Raw genomic sequence first — 18,309 nt, forward strand, 5'->3', positions numbered from 1 at the left:
ATGCGCGCGCTGCGGCTGGGCACGTCATGGGGAGGTTTGTTGTCGGGCCCTTTGGCCTGGGCAATCTCGACGCAGGTGAACTACGCCCTCGTGCATTGGCAGTGCAATCGCCAGGTCCAGGTGGTGCTACCGGTGGCGCTGTTGCTCGCGGTGTTTTCCCTGCTTGGCGGCGCGCTGTCATGGCGGGCTAAGCGGCAAGGCGGCGCGGCATTCAAACCGGAGCGCACGCGAGACACCGAGCGTTTCGTCGCCAATCTCGGCATTCTCGCCGCATTGCTGTTCGCCCTCGTCATCATCATGCAGGGCAGCGCCGCGCTCATCCTCGACGAGTGCCTGCGATGAGCTTCGACACCTTCTTCTCGACCTCGATATGCTACGGCGCCGGCGCGCCGGACGCCGGATGGACATTGGCGTTTCCCATCACGCTTCCCTTGGCAGCGATCGCTCTGATCTATGGGATCGGCGCGGGCCGTCTATGGCGTCGCAGCGGCCGCGGCCGTCCCGAACGGCTGCGGCAAGCTCTGCTGTTCGCGGCCGGCTGGGGCGTGCTGGCCGTTGCTCTGGTGAGCCCCATCCATGCGCTCGGTGAGCGGGTGTTTTCTGCCCATATGATCGAGCATGAATTGCTGATGGCCGTGGCGGCGCCGCTTCTTGTCGCCGCTTGCCCCAGTGCGGCCTTGATGTGGGCATTGCCAACCACACTCCGTCGAGGAACGGGAAAGCTCACCCGTGGCAAGGTGCTGCAGGCGCTCTGGGTCTTCGCCGCTCGCCCGCTCAGCGCGACGATCCTTCATGGGATAGCAATCTGGATCTGGCATGTCCCGGTGCTGTTCGAGGTAGCGCTGCAGCAGGGTGTGCTGCATTATGCGCAGCATGCGAGCTTCCTCGGCACCGCCCTGCTGTTCTGGTCGGTGCTTCTGCCGCGTTCCGGCCGACAGCAGACCTACGGCATTTCCGTCATGCATCTTTTCTTCACCTCGCTTCACACCGGCTTGCTCGGCGTCCTGCTGCTGGTCTCGCCAAAACTCTGGTATCCGGAGAACGCCTCCGGCGCCGCGCTCTGGCGCCTGAGCCCGCTCGAGGATCAGCAACTCGCCGGGCTGGTGATGTGGGTGCCGGCCGGGCTGATTTACGGCGGAGCCGCCCTGCTGCTCGCCGGCCTTTGGATAAGCAACAGCGGAACCAGGGAGGCGGCCCATGCGCTCCGACCTGGCTAGGCTGCTCGGGGGCGTCCTCGTCGCGATCGTGCTTCTGGTGGTCGTAATCGCGGCGACGACCTTGTGGTTCGACCGGCGCGAGCGTGTCCAACACGAGTCGGACGTGGCGACCGGCGGCGTGGGCGCGCGGGCCATTCCGATCATGACAGCGAATGGCTGCTCAGGCTGCCATACGATTCCCGGCGTGCCGGGGGCGCAAGGCCAGGTCGGGCCGCGGCTCGACGGCAGCCTTGCCGGGCGCGTCTATATCGGCGGTGTGCTGGCGAACAACCCGGAGAACCTGATCCGCTGGATCCGCTCGGCACGGGAAATCAACCCGCACACCGCCATGCCCTCGACAAGGATCACCGAGCAGCAGGCGCGCGACATCGCGGCCTATCTCTATGCGCTCAGATGATCAGCCCTCGCCGCCGCGCCGGGACCACAGGCCGCGGCCGGGATCATAGCCGGCCACCGCCGCGAGGAAGAATGCCACGAGACAGGCGACAACGACGAGCATGGAAACCATGTCGAAGCGCAAGTAGAGCGCGAAGCGGATCAACTCGACCGCCGAGCTGAACGGATTCCAGGCGGCGATCGTCGCCAGCACCGGACCGGCTTCAGCGAGGCGCCAGATCGGATAAAGTGCTGTCGAGGCGAAGAACATCGGGAAGATGACGAAGTTCATCACGCCGGCGAAGTTTTCCATCTGAGTGGACATCGAGGAGACCAACAGACCGAACGCGCCGAGCATCAAGCCCGACAGCACGAGCGCCGGGAACACGGCGACATAGCCCAGGATCGGCGGCCGCACGTCCCAGAAGCGCGCTACGAAAAGAAACAGATATACGAGCGGCAGGCCGACAATCACGCTGGCAAGAAGGCGCGCGGCAAGCAGGTACCAGCGCGGCAGAGGAGCCGTTAGCAACAGGCGCATGCTGCCCATCTCGCGGTCATAGACCATGGCCAGCGAGCTCGCCATGGCATGGAACAGCAGCATCATGGCCGCCAGCCCAGGCACTACATAGACCTCGTAAAGAACATAGGTCTGGTAGGGCGGCGTGATCGACAGGCCGAGAACGGAGCGGAAGCCGGCCGCGAAAATCGCCAGCCAGACCAGCGGCCTCACCATTGCGGAGAAAAGGCGCGCGCGCTGCCGCAGCGAGCGCAGCATTTCCCGCCGCAAGATGCCGTCGAGTGCTCGTAATGCGTGGTCGACTTTCATGGCGAACCCGTCAGCAAGGCGAATGCTTCAGCGACGCTTCCTACGCCGAGTACGGGCGCGATGCGGTCCGCGGGGCCGGTCCAGCAAACCCTACCCTGATCCAGCACTACGACGTCGTCGTCGGCCGCTACTTCTTCGAGAAAATGCGTCGCCCATAGGACGGCGATGCCACGTTCCCGGCAAAGGTCCCTTACATGCTGCTCGAGCGCGCGCCGTCCCGGCACGTCAAGCCCGGTGGTCGGCTCGTCGAGCAGCAGCAGGCGCGGGCCGTGCATCAGCGCCCGCGCAATCTCCACGCGCCGGCGCTGGCCGCCGGATAGCGTGCGGGTCCGATCGTCGATCCTGTCCAGCACTTCGAGGCGGCTCAATTCCTCCCGCGAGAGCGCCTTGCTCAGTTCCGTCGGAAGCCCGTGCAGCGCGGCGTGGTAGCGCAAGTTCTCGCCCGCCGTCAGATCGAGATCGAGCGTCGGCAACTGGAAGACGACGCCCATTTGCGCAAGCGCGGCGGACGGGTTCGCCTGCATCGCCATATCGAACACACGCACCAGCCCGGCGCGCGCGTAGTAGAGACCGGTGATCAGCGAGAACAACGTTGTCTTACCGGCGCCGTTACGGCCAAGCAGGATGCAAATTCTGCCCTCATCCACAGTGAACGAGACATTCTGGAGAACCTGCCGGCTTCCGAAGCTGTGGCTAAGATTCTCGATCGCCAGGGCGTTCATGGGCCGATCACGACTCCCCATGGACCGCGCCCCACCGGCAGCGACTTCACGACCTCCTGGTTCTCCAGGTCGATGAAGGAGATATCGCCGGAGTTGCCGTTGGCGCTGATCAGTTGCTTCTGGTCGCCGGAGAGCGCGACATGCCAGGGCCGCTGGCCGACGAGATAGAGGCGCCTGACCGTGAATGTCCTCGTGTCGACCTCGGCAATCCTGTTGGCTGGGCCGAGCGCGACATAGGCAGTCGCGCCGTCGCGTGACATCTCGATGCCGACCGCTTGCACGCCCTCACGCCGAATGCCCGGCACCTCGAACTCGATCTTGCCCGTTTGAGCGCGTGTCGCAGTGTCGAAGACCGTGACGGTGCCCCGGATTTCGGACGACACCCATAATTGCTTGCCGTCCACCGAGAACGCCGCGGCGCGCGGCCGCGTGTCGACGAGCAGATTGTCGATGAGTTCGAGCGTAGCGGCGTCGATGAGATGGACCATGCTCGTCGTCTCGGACGTGCAGGCGACGGTCCGGCCATCGGCGCTGATCGCCATCCCCTCCGGCTCGACGCCGACATCGACTGTGCCGATGATTTTCGCGTCAGCTATATCCACCACCGAGACCTGGTTGTCGTTCTCATTGGCCACGAAGAGCCGCTTGCCGTCCGGGTGCACGACAAAGAATTCCGGATCGGCGCCCGAAGGCAGTTGACCGACGACCTGCCGCTTGGCGAGATCGACCACGTCGATGCGGTTGTCGTCGCCTTCGGCAACGAAGAGCATCTTCTTGTCGACCGAAAGCGCCATGCCGCGCGGGCGCCGGCCGACATCGATCGCCGCCTGCAGTGTCATGGTCGCACCGTCGACGACCGTGACGGTATTATCCTGCTCGTTGGAGACGTAAATCGTCTCGGCCGCCGCAGGAGGGACAAGGATTGCCACCAGCACGAGCGCAATCAGAGTTTGCATGTGCTCTCCTCCAGATCGATACCCAGAGTGTCGAGCGGCGTGCGCTGATGCAGAAAACCCGGTTGCGGGGAACTGGAAACAAGCAGCCGCGGGCCTGCGATCAGAATGGGCTGGCGCATCTGCCCGTCCCACGGACGGAAACTCAGCCCTTGCCCCTTGAAGCCGGCGAGCAGGAAATCGTCGCTGCGCAGATACTTTGCGATCGCGGCCGGATCGAGGCTGTGGAGCCGCGTTGCCGCCTCGCCGATGCTTCTGACCGCCAGCCAGGCGGCGTAGTCGCTGGGCAGCATCCAGCGTCCGGACTGCTTGTGGAAGCGGTCCTGGAGCTGTGTGGCGCCCCATTCTTCGTCGACCGCGCTCCAGCCGGTTGCGACCAGCCCTTGCGTCCCGGCCACCGTCCTCGGCAAGGCGGTGCGCCCCTCGAGATAAGCGCCGAATTCGTCGGCTTCGTCGGCGACGACCAGAACATCATAGTCGCCGACCTGCGTTGCGGCAGGGATCTCTGTCTGGAGCGTGACATGTCCGGTGTCGGCGCGGCCGTTGGCGGGCCGAAACGTCCAAGGTTTGTCGATGGTGATCTGCGCCCCAAACCGCGTCGCTGCGCGCCGAAAGGCCGCCGCCATGGCCACGTCGCCGGGATGCGGACCAGTCAGCAGGAACCAGTGCTGCCATCGCTTCCAGACCAGATATTGCGCCAGGGCGTCGGCCAGCATGGCGCGGCTCGGAATGGTGTGCAGAACGTTTCTTCGGCAGTCCTCCTGACGCAGGCTGTCATCAGGGTCGCGGCTGTTGAAGAGCGTCATTCGCTGGGCACCAGGCGCTGCGCTCGCCTGCAGCAATTGCGCGGCATCGAGATCGGCAACGACGAAGCTAATGCCGGCGGCTGCGAATGCGTTGACAGCTTCGGCAGGTGCTTCGCCCGGCTTGAGAACCCTTTCTTGCAGACGAAATTGCTGGCCGAGAAAGCGGCCGGTGCCGGCGTCGTCGGCGATCCCCAGCCTGGCGCCCTGCAGGCCATCGTCTGTGACGGCCTCGTCCAACGGCCCTAGGGGTGGAGGCAGTTTGCGCTGTTCGCCGAGATAGCCGATCACCATCGTCTGCGGCCCGGCAAGCGCGGGGAAGGCGATAGCGAGCAGACCGACAAACGCCAGCGCGAGCCGCATGCGGCTCAGGTCGAGCAAGCCAAGTTGGATGTTCGAAATCGCCACGGGAACTCCAGGACCGCAGCGACCTAATGATTTTCAGCAAGGAATGTTCCTGGACTCGTGGAACCTCCGATTGTTCCTGCTTCCAATGTCAGCGTTTCGCGCTGTCGCTGTCCATGTCTGCCCGCGCCAGGAACTGTTCTGTGACCTGCGGCAGGTTGCTCTTCAGCCACTCGGCCATCGCTTCCTCCTCACGCAGGTTCTGTTCGCACACGCGGGCAATTTCGGCCTCGCCCGCGGCATTGGCCGCGGCGATGAGGATCGTGTACGAGGCGATTTCCATATGTTCGAAAGTGTAGCTCGCCAGCGAGCCCTTCATGACTTCGTCGCCGGCAAACACGCCGCTGATCGACTGCGCCGTGGCGGTCAGCTTGCCGCCTGCATCCTTCAGCATGGACGATCCTTCGTCGAGTCGGTCCAGGCAGCTCTTCAGCCGCCTTGCCTGCTCTTTCGTCTCTTCCAGATGAGTACGAATTCGGTCACTGAGCTGAGGGTAGCTCTCAATCCGGCTCAATTGTCCCGACAGCATCGTCTCTGCCTGCTCCTCCATGGCGTGAGCGTCCCTCAACCATTGGACAAGCCATTCGCGCGATTCAGCCATTTAATGTCTCCATCGATCTGACGCCGCCCGAACCGCCGGTGGCGTGCATTGTTCCTTGAACGTGAGTTCCGATTACGATTTCCGCGAGGAGAATGGATCGGAATCGGAGAGCTTCTGGCGCACCGACTCGTCGGTCTTGTCGGCCGTGGCTTTGACGACATCGCTAACCTTATCGGCCAGTGTCCCTTCGCCCGACGCCTGCCGTCCGGCCTCGTCGCTCGCGGTCTGGTAGGCTTCGGCCGCGACCTGCTTTGCGGCGTCGAGGCCTTCTTTCAAAGTCTCTTCGGCGCTTTCCCGAAGTCTCTCGCGATAGGCACCCAATCGCTCATCCTCGACTTCCGTGTGAGGCAGCATGGCGCCGATCGCAGCTCCGACGGCAAGGCCGACGGCCGCCGCAGCGAGAGGCTGGTCCTGAAGCAGATTGTGCGCGGACCGGCCAGCGCTTGTCGCCATATCGGCCGTGGCTGCCGCCGAGCTTGCGAGTGTGTCCGCAGCGCTGCTTGCCATGTCCGACATTGTACCGGCTGCTTCGCTTGCCATTCCCGAGACAGTTGCGGTCGCTCCGCTGGCCGCTTCGCCAACAGAGTCGGCCGCATCCGAGACCCTGGAACCCATTCCCGCACCGAATGCTCCGTGATCGAGCCCGGGACCGCGCCGCGTCACGCCATCGGCACCAGCCGACGCGGTCGAAGCGCCGCTGCCCAACATCAGCCAGGCCAGGCCCGCGCCGATCACGGTCAGGGGCAACGGATTGTCCCGAACCTGGACCTTCAGGTTGTGGAGCATGTCGGAGCCTGTGCCATTCCTGAGAAGCCCAGTGAACTCATCGAAGAGCTGGCCGGGGGTCATCTTGTCGCGAATGGAGTCGGCGGTCGCCACCACTCTTGCGCGCGTGGCTTCCGCCTCGCGTTCGAGCTCGGCTGCGGATTTGTCTGTCATCGCGCTTGTTCCTTGATCACGTTCACGTCACGCTTGAGCTGCTCCTGTGTGCGGTCCGGCGCGAGCTCAGCCGGCGCCATGCTTGCCATGCCCGTCCGCAACAGGATCACGCCCAGAGCGGCAACCACCACGCCGACGAGCAACGCGGACCACCCGGCGCCCAGGCCAAGCCGAGCCAGGGCGATGACAAGCGCCTGCAGCAAAATCAAAAGCGCGGCGAGCAGGCATACCGCACCGCCCAGCACCTCGACGGCGCCTGCGCCGGCCTTGGTCGCGCTCTCCGAGATTTCCGCCCTTAGGAGCCTGGCCTCCGTTTGCACGAGCCTGCTTACCTGTTGCGCCAGATCGGCGACCAATGTGCCGAGACTTGGATTATCCTGGGTGCTCATTTCTTCAACTCCGCTGCCTTCCCTGGCATGCCGCCCTCGGAACCCCAGTTGGCTGGAGATTTATCCCGGCCGGCGCTCGTTTCCGTGCCGGTTTGGCTGGGATATCCAGGCGTGGCCGCGCCCTGCGTCGTGCCGCGCGTTCCGGGCGGCGAAGCCTTGATGAATCGGCCAAGCGCAAGCCCCGCCAGAACCGAACCGGCAAGGAGCGTTCCGGGATTCTGACGGCCAAAAGACTGCACGTCTTCGAGCACCTGCCCGAACGGCTTTTCCTTCAACGAGGAGGACAGCCTTTCCAGCCCGCTCGCCGCCTCCTGCATGAACTGCGAGGCCGCGCTCTGATCGCTCTCGGCCAGGTGATCGCTCGCGGCGCGCAGGGCGCCGCCGAAAGCAGACAGGCTCGATCCGATATCGCGCTGCGCCTCCTCGGCTTTTTCGGCGACGGCCTGCTGGGCTTCGCCCGCAAATGCGCTGGCCCTGCGGGCGACCTCGTCACGGGCATCGTGGAGCGCTTCGCCGGCGCTTTGCGTTTCTTGCTGGATCCTGTCGGAAACTTCGTCCTTCGCCGTGGCAAAGTCGGCCGGCTCGCGGCCCCGATCGTTCTCGCGCTGCATGGTGCCTCCTAGTGAAACCCGAGGAAGGAAAGCACCGCGAGCACGACGACGATCAGACCGATGAGATAGATGACACTGTTCATGGCGCAGCCTCCTCCATGCCAATCCGAACTTCGCGCCGGCTGCTATGTTCCCCCGCACGCACAGCTTTTTAGCAAATCGTCATTTGCCCTCGGGCTGCGCCTTGAAAGCGGCAAGCTCCTCGTCGCTGCAGAGCAGTCTGGGGCGCGCCGGATCGGAAATATCGAGCTTGCCCCAGGGAATGCGATAAAGGCCTTCACGCTGTCGCAACGCGAAGAAATCGAGCAGCGCCGTACCGATGGTCGAAGCGGACAAACGCTCGAACGCGGCGAAGATCCCCACATGGAATTCGGTGACGACAAGATCGCTGCCGTCCCGCTCGGCGATGATCTCCTCGATATAGCCGATGCTCCTGCCGTGCTCGGAGAACACGTGCCTGCCGGCAAGGTGATCGAGGTGCACGGTCGCCATGCTCACGCTCCGGGGATTCGGCCGACAACATGTTCGCGCAGCCAGTCCTGCCAGGCGAAGATCCTGGTCCGGCGCACGTCGATGTCGAACTCGATATCGACGCCGATATCGCGCACCTTGTTCCACGCGATCCGGTGCGGCCGTGCCTGCCGCCTGCCGCTCAGCCTTGCCGCGAGCTTCGCGGTCCATCTTGCGGGCGTCGAGCCAAGCCGTCGCGCCAGCGCAATCGAGCCGAGTTCAACGGCGCTTACCGTGGGCGGCTTGCCCGGCTTCAGTTCGGCGACAATGCTATCCACCTTCCCGATCTTGATCTGCTCGCGATCGACGACCTGCTTGTCCAGTATGTCGCGCAGCAACTGCATCACGTGCCTCCGAATATCTGCAGCGGAATGCTCACCACCGCCAGCACGAAGCCGAGCGCGATGACGAAGATCACCGCAGCGTTCGAAACCACGCCGTTGCGGTGCTGGCCGACATAGCGTTCGTCATTCAGCAGGAAGAGGAACGGCACGACCGTCAGCGGCAGGCTGGCCGCCGTCAGCGCCATCGAGAAGATGGTGAGCTTCAACGGATCGAGGCCGAGCGCTATCGGAACGGCGGCGAGGAAGAGCGTCAGCGTGTAGACGAGGCTGAAGCCGGGATCGTCGCGCGGCTTGAGATCCTCACCCCAATTCCAGCCGAACCCCTGCGCGACGAGATAGGCCTGCTGCAGAGCCACTTCCAGAGCGGCGCCGAAGCAGGCGATGGCCAGCGAAGCAACGAAAAGGACAAAGCCCCAGAAGCCGAATATCGGGATCAGCATCAGCGGAAGCTGGTTGTAGTCGTCCACCTCGTTAACGCCATGAGCGCCGAGCACGAGCGCGGCCACGATCAGAACGCCCACGGAGATCGTGCCACCGAAACTCATACCGAGACCGGCGATCGCGCGATTGGTGCCAAGATAGCTCTTGTCCCACTGATCCTCGATCGCGCCCGAGGAATAGAACATGAAAAGGTAGGGCGAGATCGAGGCGCCGAGAATGCTGACGGCCATGAACCAGTATTTTGCCGTGTCGTGGTGCGGCAGGCTGGGCACGGCGCCGACAGCCACCTCTTTCCATTCAGGGCGCAGCATTACGGCCGCGACGACGAAGCAGAGCGTGACGAGGCCAAGCATCGACACCCCTTTCTCGATGAGGCCGAACGTGCCTTTCCACAGCAGCAGCCACGCCAGGAAAGCGACCGGCAAGGCCCACCATTGGAAGCTGATCCCCGTGGCAAGCTCGGCGGCAATGGCAACACCGCCGATCTCTGCGGAAAGCACCAGGAAGTTGACCAGCAAGACTGCAAGCAGCGGCCAGATGAACGCATTGAAGCCGAACCTTTCGCGGATGCCGTCGGCGATGGTGTGATGACTGACCGCAGCGAAACGGCCGGCCATCTCGACCAGGAAGATGATGCAGATCGTGCCGAGCACGATCGCCCAGATGAGCTGGAAGCCGAACAGCGCGCCGGCCTGTGCCGCCGTCGCCATCGACCCGACCTCCAGGAAGCCGCCGACGCTGGTCACGACACCGAGCGATATCTCCAGCAGCTTCTTCATCGGCCCGGCGAGAAATACTGCCGATAGGCAGTGGCGAGATCGCCTTGCGCGGCGCGAAGCTCCTGTTGCGCCTGGGCGGCCTCGGCGTGCTGTTCGGCCTCGACCGCGTTCTTGGCCTGCTTTGCCGCGTTCGACAGCCGGCTGAGAGCCTTTGCCAGTTCATCCCGCTTTGCCTCGTCGGACGGAGACACCGATTCCACTTGCCGGCCGGCGTCGGCGAGTGTCTTGGCGAAGGATTGCAAGGCAGACGATGCGTAGCGGGACGGCGCGGCGCCGGCGAGCCAGGCATCGCTCACCAGCACCGCCGCCTGGGCCGTCGATGCTGCAAGCTTTGATTGCTGGTCGACGGTTTCAGACGAGGAGCAGGAGGCAACCGCCAGCGCCAGCAGAGGCAGGAAGACCCGGCACGGCCGGGCAACGGTGCGCAACATCTTTCACTCGTTGCAATTTCTTGAAATCACGATGATAAAGCCGCACCCACAGGAAAGTTCCTCCGTGTTGGGGATTTGCGCCACCGACTGCCTGCTGCAGGGCGCGCGCGACAACATGGTTCGGCTTTTCTACCCAGGCCGGGAATTGCAATTTCTTGTCGGTAAAAAACGTGGCTGGTTCTCCGTCGGAAACCAGCCGAAACTCGGCCGTGGTACTTTGTTCCGCGGGCCGCGGATTTGATCATATCGTACGAGCCGGCTGCTTCGTCATGTCACCAATATTGGCAAGAGCCGCAACCTTGTCGATCATCGCCAGGATCGCCGCCGGACTGCTTTGATGCACCATATGTCCGGCATCCGGGACGATATCCAGAAGTGAATGGCTTATCTCGGATTGCAGCCGCAGCGCCTCGGCCTTGGCATCGAACAGCTGATCACCGGCGCCGGCAATTATCCCGACAGGGACGGCGATGTCGGCATATCTGCGATTTGGGAAAAGTGCCGATGCCAGCATCAGGAAGGATTCAGCGGAGATGGATCGCAGCTGCGAGGGCCGGCTCGCCAACCCTCTTGTCGTTGTCGCGAAAGGGATCGCGATCGTTGCCGGATGAAAAATCTTCCTCATCGCCCAGCGCCAGTTCAGCCTGACCAGCGAAGGAAGCACCGCGTGGCGCAGCACAGTCCCGATCAGCGGAACCGCCGGCAGCGCGGAGATGGCAAGCGCCAATCTTGGCGACGGGTAATGATAACCGGCGACGACAACGACGCCGGCAACCGACCGGGGATGCCGGCGCGCCATCTCAAGCGCCACCGCTGCCCCCCAGGAATGGCCGACAACCATGTAGCGCTCGATGCCGAGTTTCGCGACCGCGGCATCGATGAGGTCGGCCTGGGCGGCTGCAGTCCAAGGTCTGCCTGCCGGGCGTGTGCTCATGCCGAAGCCGGGCCTGTCGAAGGCAAGTACGCGATATCTGGCGGCGGCTCTGTCAAAAATGCCGCTTGTCGTGAAGTCTTCCGCGGAGGCGCCATTGCCGTGCAACAGCAGAAGCGGTTGCCCATTGCCCGCCTCCAGGAAATGCAGCTTCGTTCCGCCGAGATCGATGAAGCGCCCGAGCAGGCGTGCATCCAATGCCCGTCTCGCGAGGAGATTGTTGTAGAGCGCCAAGCCAGCCGTGGTCGCCGCAAGCAACAAAAGCAGGTTCTTCCTGGACTTTGCCGTCATGGTCGCAAATCAAGGCGGGGGTGGCGAAAACAGGCGACTTTGCAGTGGTGCGCTGCCTATCAGGCCGACCCCTTCTGAGGCAGCTCGGTCTCTTCCTCGATTTGGTCGCGCAGACTCTGCTCGGCCTCGTCCTTACCAGCCCCGGTCGACGGCTTTTGCCGGGCGAGCTCGCGATCCACAACCTTGCGCGAGCCTTCAACCGGATCTTCTTGCGGCGAATCCCTGTCCGTTCCTGTTTGCTGGCCGGTCCGATCCCTACTTGGGGTGGATCGAGCGGGATCGTCATCTTGGCGGGGCTTCGTCATTGAGCACCTTCTCCGCATTCATCGGACGTCTGCTGACTTCCGGGCAGGTTGAGCCGGCCAAACCTCTGTGGCCGGGCTTTGTTCCGTGCGCGGCGGGACCGGCCTCGCCACTGCTCTACAGCCGGGCAGAAGCAACAGCTGCTCTTGCAACAAATGTGGTTGAGGCTGAATCGCTTCGGCTCTACGAGTGCGGCAAGCGTCCGGTTGCCTCCTGCGTCCGCCTCGCGACGGAGGAACCATGACGCGCCACTCTCCACTCAGTCTCTTGGAATTCGAAGCGCTCACGCAAGCAGCTTCGAAACTGTCGAAGGATCACGGCGGAACGCTGGAAAGCGTGGTGACCTCGTTGTTCGAAGCGCTTCGCGAAGGAGAGACCTGCCCAAAGGCGGTCCTGGACGCGGTAATCGCGGCGCTTACCAAGGAGACCCGCTAGACGAGTCGGCCGGCCTGCCGGACCCCTCGGCATCACCCTGTTCAGGCTCAACGGCTTCCAGGGCATTGATCACAGGCGCCAGCGAATTCTCTTCAACGGGACTGGATTCCGACCCTCTGTTTTCCTCGCCGGTTTTGTCCAGCGCACGTTGGATCGCGTCTTCAATATTGCCCACCTCCTGCTCCCGCACCTCGCGGCCGTAGCCGGCGGCGTCGGCATCCTGCTCGAATTGCTGCGCCAGCATTGGAACGCTGATCTCGGTGTCGGGTGGCAAGTTGCCGACATTCTCTTCCAGCCAGCTGCGCAGGAATTCCTTTGTCGCGTTCATGGAGCACCTCCTCCTCGACGCGAGATAACTGGACGATGACGCTGATGTTCCCGTAAACCTAAACCGTGGGGAATGAAAGGATCGCTGGACGGTGGGGAGCTTGAACACTCTGGCGAGAACACTCGATGGCTTTCCACGGCGAGAGCGCTTGACACGAGGGGGACGTTCCCATCCCGAGCTTGGTTCCAGTCCAATTCCAGCGGGAACCCGGATTGCTCTCAGCCGTTCGCAGGCATGGCAACATTGCAGCTTCGCGAAGCGCTGACCAAGGTCGGCACGCTGACGTCCCGACCGGCGGCCTTTTTGATTTTGGGCGGCTACACTGTTGCTTGGTTCCTCTTCGAGCGGGAGACGCTTGACTGGCACGGCGCCGCGACGCTGATCACCTGGGCAATGACGCTGTTTATTCAGAGGGCCGAGCATCGCGACACCCAAGCGCTGCAGGCGAAGCTCGATGAGCTGATCAAGGCGAACGACAAGGCTCGCAACGAGATCGCCGGAATGGACGACAAGGAGCCGGAGGAAATCGAGCGGATGCGCGATGTCGGACGAGGCGGAAGTTGACGTCTCCTTAATCGGACTGCCTTCGGAGCTAAGTCGTTGTGAGCACGTTGTTAGCAATGATGACACTCTTGAGGTGACGAGCCTGTTTGCGTCGGCCACCGCGACCGCGCTGACGCAACACCGCGATCTTGTCGGAACTTCGGGTCGTCGAGCGGATTAGGGAGAGTGCCGCAGGCACATCCCTACACCCAAGGAGGATCCAAAAAATGCCGAAGAAAGCTTCGACCGCGACCTCGAACGGCTTGGAAAGCTTGTTCCTGGACGGACTAAAAGACCTCTACTACGCGGAAAAGAAGATCCTGAAGGCTTTGCCAAAGCTGGCGAAAGCAGCTCAGTCCGAAAAGATAGGCGCCGCTTTCGAAAAGCACCTCAAGGAAACTGAAGACCAGGTGGATCGCCTGGAGCAAGTCTTCGACATGCTCGGCAAGCCGGCCAGGGGCAAGACCTGCCCGGCCATTGACGGCATCATCGAGGAGGGCTCGGAAATCCTTGAAGAGTACAAGGACGAGCCGGCGCTTGACGCAGGGCTGGTTGGTGCCGCCCAAGCGGTCGAGCATTATGAAATCGCGCGCTACGGCACGCTGATCGCATGGGCCGAACAGCTCGGTCTCAAGGATGCTCTTCCGCTGCTCCGGCAGACTTTGAAGGAAGAGTCGGCAACCGACGAGGCGCTCAACGCTCTTGGTGAGAACGACGCCAATCAACGTGCTTTGCAGGCGGCCTAGCAACCTACCGGCGGCCGTCGGTCCTTATGGTTGCAGAAAGGAGAACTCGATGAAGAAGACCTGGAAAAAACCAACCATGTGTCAGGTGGCTGCGGGCTTCGAGATTTCGCGATATTTGCCTGCTGAAATCCGGCCGAAAAAGTAGCTCGTGAATTGCATGCCCCCTCAACGGGGCATGCAATTCTTTGCGATATCAGGAGACGCGGACGCAAATCGATCGCAGTCGCAAACGTGGTGCCGGTCAGTTGACCGCTGGGCATGCACTGCCATGCGCGTGAAGATCATCGGATCGGCGGCGGGAGGCGGCTTTCCGCAATGGAACTGCAATTACCGCCTGAGCCGCGCGGCTCGCACCTGCATGCCCGGCGTGCAGTCGCGAACCCAATCATCCGTTGCCGCGTCGGCTGACGGGACAGGATGGGTTCTGTTCAACGCATCGCCCGACATCCGCCAGCAGATTGCGCAAACGCCTGAGCTGCATCCCGCGGCCGACGCACCTCTGCGTTCGACGCCCATCCGCGCTGTGGTGCTGACCAATGCCGACGTGGACCATGTCGCCGGCCTGCTCAGCCTGCGTGAGCGACAGCCTTTCGCGATCTATGCCACGGCGCAGGTGCTGGCGACGCTGAAGGCTAATTCGATTTTCAATGTCCTCGATCCGGCAATCGTACCACGGCGCCTGCTGGCGCCGACGCAAGAGATGGCGATCTGCGGCGCGGACGGCCACCCGACCGGCGTGGTCGTCGGCAGCTTTCCGGTGCCCGGCAAGGTCGCGCTCTATCTCGAGCAAAGAAGTGACCCCGCCGCCGATTTCAGCTCCGGCACGGGCGACACGATCGGCGTCCGCATCAGCGGGGCCGACGGTCGCGGCGCCGTCTTCTACGTTCCGGGCTGCGCGCGTATCGATGCCGCGCTGCGCGAGCGCCTCGCCGGAGCCGCCTGCCTTCTGTTCGACGGTACCGTCTACACGGACGACGAGATGATCACGGCCGGCGTCGGCCAGAAAACCGGTGCACGCATGGGGCATATCGCAATGTCGGGAGAAGCGGGTTCGATCGCCGCTCTCGCCGATGTGAAGATCGGTCGCCGTATCTTCATCCACGTCAACAACACCAATCCCGTTCTGGACGAGAATTCCGCCGAGCACTCGGCGGTCAAGGCGGCTGGCTGGGAAGTCGCCGCCGATGGCATGGAGATGGAATTTTGAGCGATTTCCACGACGCGGCGCGAGACGGACTGTCGAAGAGCGAGCTCGAGGCCGTGCTGCGGCGGATCGGCGACGAGCGCTATCACAACCGCCATCCTTTCCATCACAGAATGACCGTCGGCGCCCTGTCGAAGGCCGAGATGCAGGCCTGGGCGCTGAACCGCTATTGCTACCAAGCCGTGATTCCGCGCAAGGACGCAATGATCCTGGCGCGCGCCGAGGATCCGGCGTTCCGCGCCGCCTGGCGCAAGCGCATCGAGGATCACGACGGCGAGGACGGCTGGAGCGGCGGCATGGCGCGCTGGCTGCATCTGGCGACCTCGCTTGGGCTCGATGCCGAATCCGTCAAGAGCGAAAGGCTGGCGCTGCCGGCGACCCGCTTCGCCGTCGGCGCCTACCTTTCTTTCTGCACCGACCGTACGCTGCTCGAGGCGGTCGCGTCGTCGCTGACGGAAATGTTCTCGCCGAGCATCATCGGCGAGCGGGTGCCGGCGATGCTGGCCAAATATGATTACATCACCGAGGATACGCTGGTCTATTTCAGCCGGCGGCCCGAACAGGCAGCGCGCGACGCCGACTTCGCTCTCGCCTATGTGCTCGCCCACGCCGACACGCCCGAGCGCCAGCAGCAGGCTATCGATGCGCTGGTGCTCAAATGCGACATACTCTGGGCCATGCTCGATGCGCTCCAGCATGCCTATGGCGCGCCGGGAAACATACCGCCCGGCGCCTTCCGCTCCGAGGCGGCCTCATGACGGCGCTGTGCGAAAGAGCCATCGTGTCGTTGCGGTCGGCGCCATCGCTGCCCAGGCATGTGCGCATCCAGTACGATCCCGTGCGACTGGCCTTCGCCGTGCTTTCGCCGGAGAAGGTGTTCTGGCCGAACGACATCAGCCTCGACATACTACGCCGCTGCGACGGGCAATCCACCGTCGAGCGCATCATCGCCGATCTTGCGGCGGACTACGACGCCGATCCGCAGGACGTAGCGGACGATGTTGTCGCCTTCCTGCAGGAGTGGTCGGACAAGCTTTTGGTGAAGCTGTGAGCGAGGCACTTCTGCCTCCGATCGGCATGCTGGCGGAACTGACGCATCGCTGCCCGCTGCGGTGCCCCTATTGCTCCAATCCGCTCGAACTGCTGAAGGCCAACCGCGAACTCGACACGCAGACCTGGCTCGATCTCTTCTCACAGGCCGCCGATCTCGGTGTCCTGCAGGTGCATCTTTCCGGTGGCGAACCGACGCTGCGCCGCGACCTCGAACAGCTGATCGCAGCGTGTTCGGCGCTTGGCGTCTACACCAACCTCATTACCGCCGGCGTCGGCATTGCCGAAGGTCGCATCGAGGCCTTTGCCGAAGCCGGTCTCGACCACCTGCAACTGAGCTTCCAGGGCGCCCGTCCGGCGACCACCGACCGTATCGGCAACCACCAAGGCAGCCATGAGAAGAAGTTGGAGACGGCGCACCGCGCCCGCGCGGCCGGGCTGCCTCTCACCATCAATGCGCCGGTCCATCGCCACAATATCGAGGAGGTGCCGGAATTCATCGACCTTGCCCTCTCCTTGGATGCGGAGCGGCTCGAGATCGCCAATGTCCAATATTCCGGCTGGGCGCTCGCCAATCGCGATTTGCTGATGCCCGACCGTGCCGCCGTCGACCGGCAGGCCGACATCGTCGCGGCTGCCCAGGAACAGCTAGCCGGCATCATGAACATCGATTTCGTCACACCGGATTACTTCGCCATCTACCCCAAGCCATGCATGGGCGGCTGGGCGCGCGACGCCTTCATGGTGACTCCCGACGGCACCGTGTTGCCGTGCCACGCCGCCCAGACGATCCCCTCGCTGCGCTTCGAGCGCTTCGGAGACCGCAGCCTCGCCGAAATCTGGACCGATTCACCGGCATTCAACGCCTTCCGCGGCACCGAGTGGATGCGGGAGCCGTGTCGAAGCTGCGAGCGCCGCGAGGTCGATTGGGGTGGCTGCCGCTGTCAGGCATTGGCGATTGTCGGCGATGCCGCCGCAACAGATCCAGCCTGCATCAAGTCGACAGCACACGCCCGTATGGCCACCTTGGTCGATGAAACGCGGCGCAGCAATACCGCCGGCGACGATGCTTTCATGTATCGCCGGATAGGACGTAACTTTGACGGTGGCAACAATCGCCGCCGATAGGGGCCCGGCTTCGGCTAGAGCAATTCCAGGAAAAGTGTGCGCGGTTTTCCGCCCGGAATTGCGTAAAAACAAATAGATAGGGCGTTTCGCCGTTTCTATGAAACGGTGAAACGCACTAGAAGCGACGGTCCATCTCGGCCAATGATATACGCGTCGCTTGGAAGCACGTTGGCGGGCAATTCCCTCAGCGTAAAAGGCCGTCGATATCGAAATCTTCCCAACCTCTCAGGCGGGGCGCATCGTTCCGACTCTCGTCGGTGTTACTTGCGGCCCCGCCGCGATTCTTTTGGGAGCGCTTCAGAGCTGCCCTTGCGGCGGCGCGTCTCCGGTTCTCGGCAGCTGTCGCCGCGTCTTCATCACGCCAGACAGTGACCAGATCTCGGTCGAGCACATCCTCGATGTGGCGCGGGTCAAACACGTGGAAAGTGATCTTCCTCGCCCGGCCGCGAAGTTTCACGGTTCGCGTCCCGGCGCTCTGAAGCCGACCGTCCTTTAGCCAGCGGTGCCGCTCGCCGGACGAGATCGTCAGGATATCCTCGACCTCGCGAGGGATGACCGGCAGATCTTCGATGTCGCGCATGGCTTTGGATACGATCGCCCTTGCCGCGTCAGGGTCGGCATCCGAGCCATCTGGGAGCCGCAAAGTAAGCACACGGGATTCGATGTGGAGCAGCTTTCTCAGCGGCGCGGGAAGGCGCGCGCGGATCTCGAGGAAAATGCCCCTCGCCCGCATGGACGATCCCAAAGTCGCCGCAGGCAAAAGCGGCCACTCAGCGATCAACTTGGCGGTCGGTTCGGTTTTTTGGCGCCCGGGCATATCGGATAAATAGGCCGGGTTGGGCCCAGCACAACGCCGGTTCGAGAGGCAATCCGGTGTGGCGCGGCGCCTGTGATCGCAAGCAAGAGCATTCTCGCCACATTCGGCCATCTGAGAAGGCTCCGTGGAGCGAATTGTCAATCGGCGAGTTAGGCTGGCTAGACCGAAGAGACTGGATTGGACG

28 protein-coding genes are annotated in these 18,309 nt (G+C 63.3%); 12 read left to right on the plus strand and 16 right to left on the minus strand.

Annotated features, from left to right (window positions below; all coding sequences use genetic code 11):
- The 3 genes from EN852_RS02150 to EN852_RS02160 are packed head-to-tail and all read left to right on the plus strand — an operon-like array spanning nucleotide 1 to nucleotide 1,614.
- On the plus strand, nucleotides 1-342 hold the full coding sequence (locus tag EN852_RS02150; protein ID WP_127864167.1) for a hypothetical protein: 342 nt from the start codon (nucleotides 1-3) through the stop codon (nucleotides 340-342).
- On the plus strand, nucleotides 339-1,217 hold the full coding sequence (locus EN852_RS02155; RefSeq protein ID WP_127874728.1) for a cytochrome c oxidase assembly protein: 879 nt from the start codon (nucleotides 339-341) through the stop codon (nucleotides 1,215-1,217). The genes EN852_RS02150 and EN852_RS02155 overlap by 4 nt, the downstream gene beginning before the upstream one ends.
- Nucleotides 1,198-1,614 carry a c-type cytochrome gene (locus EN852_RS02160; RefSeq protein ID WP_127874729.1) on the plus strand — a complete coding sequence of 139 codons (417 nt, stop codon included), beginning with the start codon at nucleotides 1,198-1,200 and terminating at the stop codon, nucleotides 1,612-1,614. Before EN852_RS02155 ends, EN852_RS02160 begins: the two co-directional genes overlap by 20 nt.
- Here the strand turns inward: EN852_RS02160 and EN852_RS02165 are convergent, their stop codons facing one another.
- The 12 genes from EN852_RS02165 to EN852_RS02220 all read right to left on the minus strand — a co-directional run bounded on the left by EN852_RS02165 (nucleotide 1,615) and on the right by EN852_RS02220 (nucleotide 10,349).
- Complete coding sequence (locus EN852_RS02165; protein WP_127874730.1) at nucleotides 1,615-2,421, minus strand: ABC transporter permease; 807 nt, start codon at nucleotides 2,419-2,421, stop codon at nucleotides 1,615-1,617.
- Nucleotides 2,418-3,143 (minus strand): ATP-binding cassette domain-containing protein, encoded by a 726-nt coding sequence (locus EN852_RS02170; RefSeq protein WP_127874731.1) that lies wholly within the window; start codon nucleotides 3,141-3,143, stop codon nucleotides 2,418-2,420. Before EN852_RS02170 ends, EN852_RS02165 begins: the two co-directional genes overlap by 4 nt.
- Nucleotides 3,140-4,099, minus strand: a complete 960-nt coding sequence (locus EN852_RS02175; RefSeq protein WP_127874732.1) for a PQQ-dependent catabolism-associated beta-propeller protein — start codon at nucleotides 4,097-4,099, stop codon at nucleotides 3,140-3,142. Before EN852_RS02175 ends, EN852_RS02170 begins: the two co-directional genes overlap by 4 nt.
- Nucleotides 4,087-5,262 carry a branched-chain amino acid ABC transporter substrate-binding protein gene (locus EN852_RS02180; RefSeq protein WP_127874937.1) on the minus strand — a complete coding sequence of 392 codons (1,176 nt, stop codon included), beginning with the start codon at nucleotides 5,260-5,262 and terminating at the stop codon, nucleotides 4,087-4,089. The genes EN852_RS02175 and EN852_RS02180 overlap by 13 nt, the downstream gene beginning before the upstream one ends.
- A 133-nt stretch (nucleotides 5,263-5,395) precedes the next feature.
- Nucleotides 5,396-5,905 carry a DUF892 family protein gene (locus EN852_RS02185; protein WP_127874733.1) on the minus strand — a complete coding sequence of 170 codons (510 nt, stop codon included), beginning with the start codon at nucleotides 5,903-5,905 and terminating at the stop codon, nucleotides 5,396-5,398.
- 72 nt (nucleotides 5,906-5,977) lie between these two features.
- Nucleotides 5,978-6,844 carry a DUF3618 domain-containing protein gene (locus tag EN852_RS02190; protein ID WP_127874734.1) on the minus strand — a complete coding sequence of 289 codons (867 nt, stop codon included), beginning with the start codon at nucleotides 6,842-6,844 and terminating at the stop codon, nucleotides 5,978-5,980.
- Nucleotides 6,841-7,233, minus strand: a complete 393-nt coding sequence (locus EN852_RS02195; protein ID WP_127874735.1) for a phage holin family protein — start codon at nucleotides 7,231-7,233, stop codon at nucleotides 6,841-6,843. The genes EN852_RS02190 and EN852_RS02195 overlap by 4 nt, the downstream gene beginning before the upstream one ends.
- Entirely contained in the window at nucleotides 7,230-7,844 is a 615-nt protein-coding gene (locus EN852_RS02200) for a hypothetical protein (protein WP_189545659.1), read from the minus strand. The genes EN852_RS02195 and EN852_RS02200 overlap by 4 nt, the downstream gene beginning before the upstream one ends.
- 162 nt (nucleotides 7,845-8,006) lie before the next feature.
- Entirely contained in the window at nucleotides 8,007-8,336 is a 330-nt protein-coding gene (locus EN852_RS02205; protein WP_127874736.1) for a hypothetical protein, read from the minus strand.
- Nucleotides 8,337-8,338: 2 nt separating this feature from the next.
- The gene (locus EN852_RS02210; RefSeq protein ID WP_127874737.1) at nucleotides 8,339-8,698 is read right to left on the minus strand and encodes a hypothetical protein; all 360 of its coding nucleotides are present in this window, start codon (nucleotides 8,696-8,698) and stop codon (nucleotides 8,339-8,341) included.
- Nucleotides 8,698-9,918, minus strand: a complete 1,221-nt coding sequence (locus EN852_RS02215) for a divalent metal cation transporter (RefSeq protein WP_127874738.1) — start codon at nucleotides 9,916-9,918, stop codon at nucleotides 8,698-8,700. Before EN852_RS02215 ends, EN852_RS02210 begins: the two co-directional genes overlap by 1 nt.
- The gene (locus EN852_RS02220; protein ID WP_127874739.1) at nucleotides 9,915-10,349 is read right to left on the minus strand and encodes a hypothetical protein; all 435 of its coding nucleotides are present in this window, start codon (nucleotides 10,347-10,349) and stop codon (nucleotides 9,915-9,917) included. The genes EN852_RS02215 and EN852_RS02220 overlap by 4 nt, the downstream gene beginning before the upstream one ends.
- Here EN852_RS02220 and EN852_RS40705 point away from each other — a divergent pair.
- Nucleotides 10,339-10,590 carry a hypothetical protein gene (locus tag EN852_RS40705; RefSeq protein WP_189545661.1) on the plus strand — a complete coding sequence of 84 codons (252 nt, stop codon included), beginning with the start codon at nucleotides 10,339-10,341 and terminating at the stop codon, nucleotides 10,588-10,590. The genes EN852_RS02220 and EN852_RS40705 overlap by 11 nt on opposite strands.
- Here EN852_RS40705 and EN852_RS02230 read toward each other — a convergent pair whose 3' ends face one another.
- Together EN852_RS02230 and EN852_RS02235 are read right to left on the minus strand one after the other, a co-directional pair.
- Nucleotides 10,591-11,571, minus strand: coding sequence for an alpha/beta hydrolase (locus tag EN852_RS02230; RefSeq protein WP_127874740.1), 981 nt, complete (start codon nucleotides 11,569-11,571; stop codon nucleotides 10,591-10,593).
- A gap of 59 nt (nucleotides 11,572-11,630) precedes the next feature.
- Nucleotides 11,631-11,876, minus strand: coding sequence for a hypothetical protein (locus EN852_RS02235; protein ID WP_127874741.1), 246 nt, complete (start codon nucleotides 11,874-11,876; stop codon nucleotides 11,631-11,633).
- 238 nt (nucleotides 11,877-12,114) lie between these two features.
- Between EN852_RS02235 and EN852_RS02240 the strand changes: the two genes are divergently transcribed.
- Complete coding sequence (locus EN852_RS02240; RefSeq protein WP_127874742.1) at nucleotides 12,115-12,309, plus strand: hypothetical protein; 195 nt, start codon at nucleotides 12,115-12,117, stop codon at nucleotides 12,307-12,309.
- Here the strand turns inward: EN852_RS02240 and EN852_RS02245 are convergent.
- On the minus strand, nucleotides 12,290-12,637 hold the full coding sequence (locus EN852_RS02245; protein ID WP_127874743.1) for a DUF768 domain-containing protein: 348 nt from the start codon (nucleotides 12,635-12,637) through the stop codon (nucleotides 12,290-12,292). The genes EN852_RS02240 and EN852_RS02245 overlap by 20 nt on opposite strands.
- 243 nt (nucleotides 12,638-12,880) lie before the next feature.
- On the opposite strand from EN852_RS02245, the gene EN852_RS02250 reads away from it, so the two are divergent.
- The 7 genes from EN852_RS02250 to pqqE all read left to right on the plus strand — a co-directional run bounded on the left by EN852_RS02250 (nucleotide 12,881) and on the right by pqqE (nucleotide 17,308).
- Nucleotides 12,881-13,201 (plus strand): low affinity iron permease family protein, encoded by a 321-nt coding sequence (locus EN852_RS02250; protein ID WP_246694143.1) that lies wholly within the window; start codon nucleotides 12,881-12,883, stop codon nucleotides 13,199-13,201.
- 206 nt (nucleotides 13,202-13,407) lie between these two features.
- Nucleotides 13,408-13,926: a ferritin-like domain-containing protein gene (locus tag EN852_RS02255; protein ID WP_095820222.1), complete on the plus strand. Its 519-nt coding sequence runs from the start codon at nucleotides 13,408-13,410 to the stop codon at nucleotides 13,924-13,926.
- Nucleotides 13,927-13,975: 49 nt separating this feature from the next.
- Entirely contained in the window at nucleotides 13,976-14,071 is a 96-nt protein-coding gene (locus tag EN852_RS02260; RefSeq protein WP_108702850.1) for a pyrroloquinoline quinone precursor peptide PqqA, read from the plus strand.
- A gap of 123 nt (nucleotides 14,072-14,194) precedes the next feature.
- Entirely contained in the window at nucleotides 14,195-15,133 is a 939-nt protein-coding gene (gene pqqB, locus EN852_RS02265) for a pyrroloquinoline quinone biosynthesis protein PqqB (protein WP_127864147.1), read from the plus strand.
- A complete protein-coding gene (gene pqqC, locus EN852_RS02270) occupies nucleotides 15,130-15,888 on the plus strand; it encodes a pyrroloquinoline-quinone synthase PqqC (RefSeq protein ID WP_127864146.1) in 759 nt (252 codons plus the stop codon). Before pqqB ends, pqqC begins: the two co-directional genes overlap by 4 nt.
- Nucleotides 15,885-16,181 (plus strand): pyrroloquinoline quinone biosynthesis peptide chaperone PqqD, encoded by a 297-nt coding sequence (gene pqqD, locus EN852_RS02275; protein ID WP_127864145.1) that lies wholly within the window; start codon nucleotides 15,885-15,887, stop codon nucleotides 16,179-16,181. Before pqqC ends, pqqD begins: the two co-directional genes overlap by 4 nt.
- Entirely contained in the window at nucleotides 16,178-17,308 is a 1,131-nt protein-coding gene (gene pqqE / locus EN852_RS02280) for a pyrroloquinoline quinone biosynthesis protein PqqE (protein ID WP_127864144.1), read from the plus strand. The genes pqqD and pqqE overlap by 4 nt, the downstream gene beginning before the upstream one ends.
- Nucleotides 17,309-17,492: 184 nt before the next feature.
- On the opposite strand, the gene EN852_RS02285 is transcribed toward pqqE, so the two are convergent.
- Nucleotides 17,493-18,125: a hypothetical protein gene (locus tag EN852_RS02285; RefSeq protein WP_127864810.1), complete on the minus strand. Its 633-nt coding sequence runs from the start codon at nucleotides 18,123-18,125 to the stop codon at nucleotides 17,493-17,495.
- Nucleotides 18,126-18,309: the final 184 nt, after the last annotated feature.

The sequence above is a fragment of the Mesorhizobium sp. M2E.F.Ca.ET.209.01.1.1 genome (genome assembly GCF_004010375.2).
Lineage (GTDB): Bacteria > Pseudomonadota > Alphaproteobacteria > Rhizobiales > Rhizobiaceae > Mesorhizobium.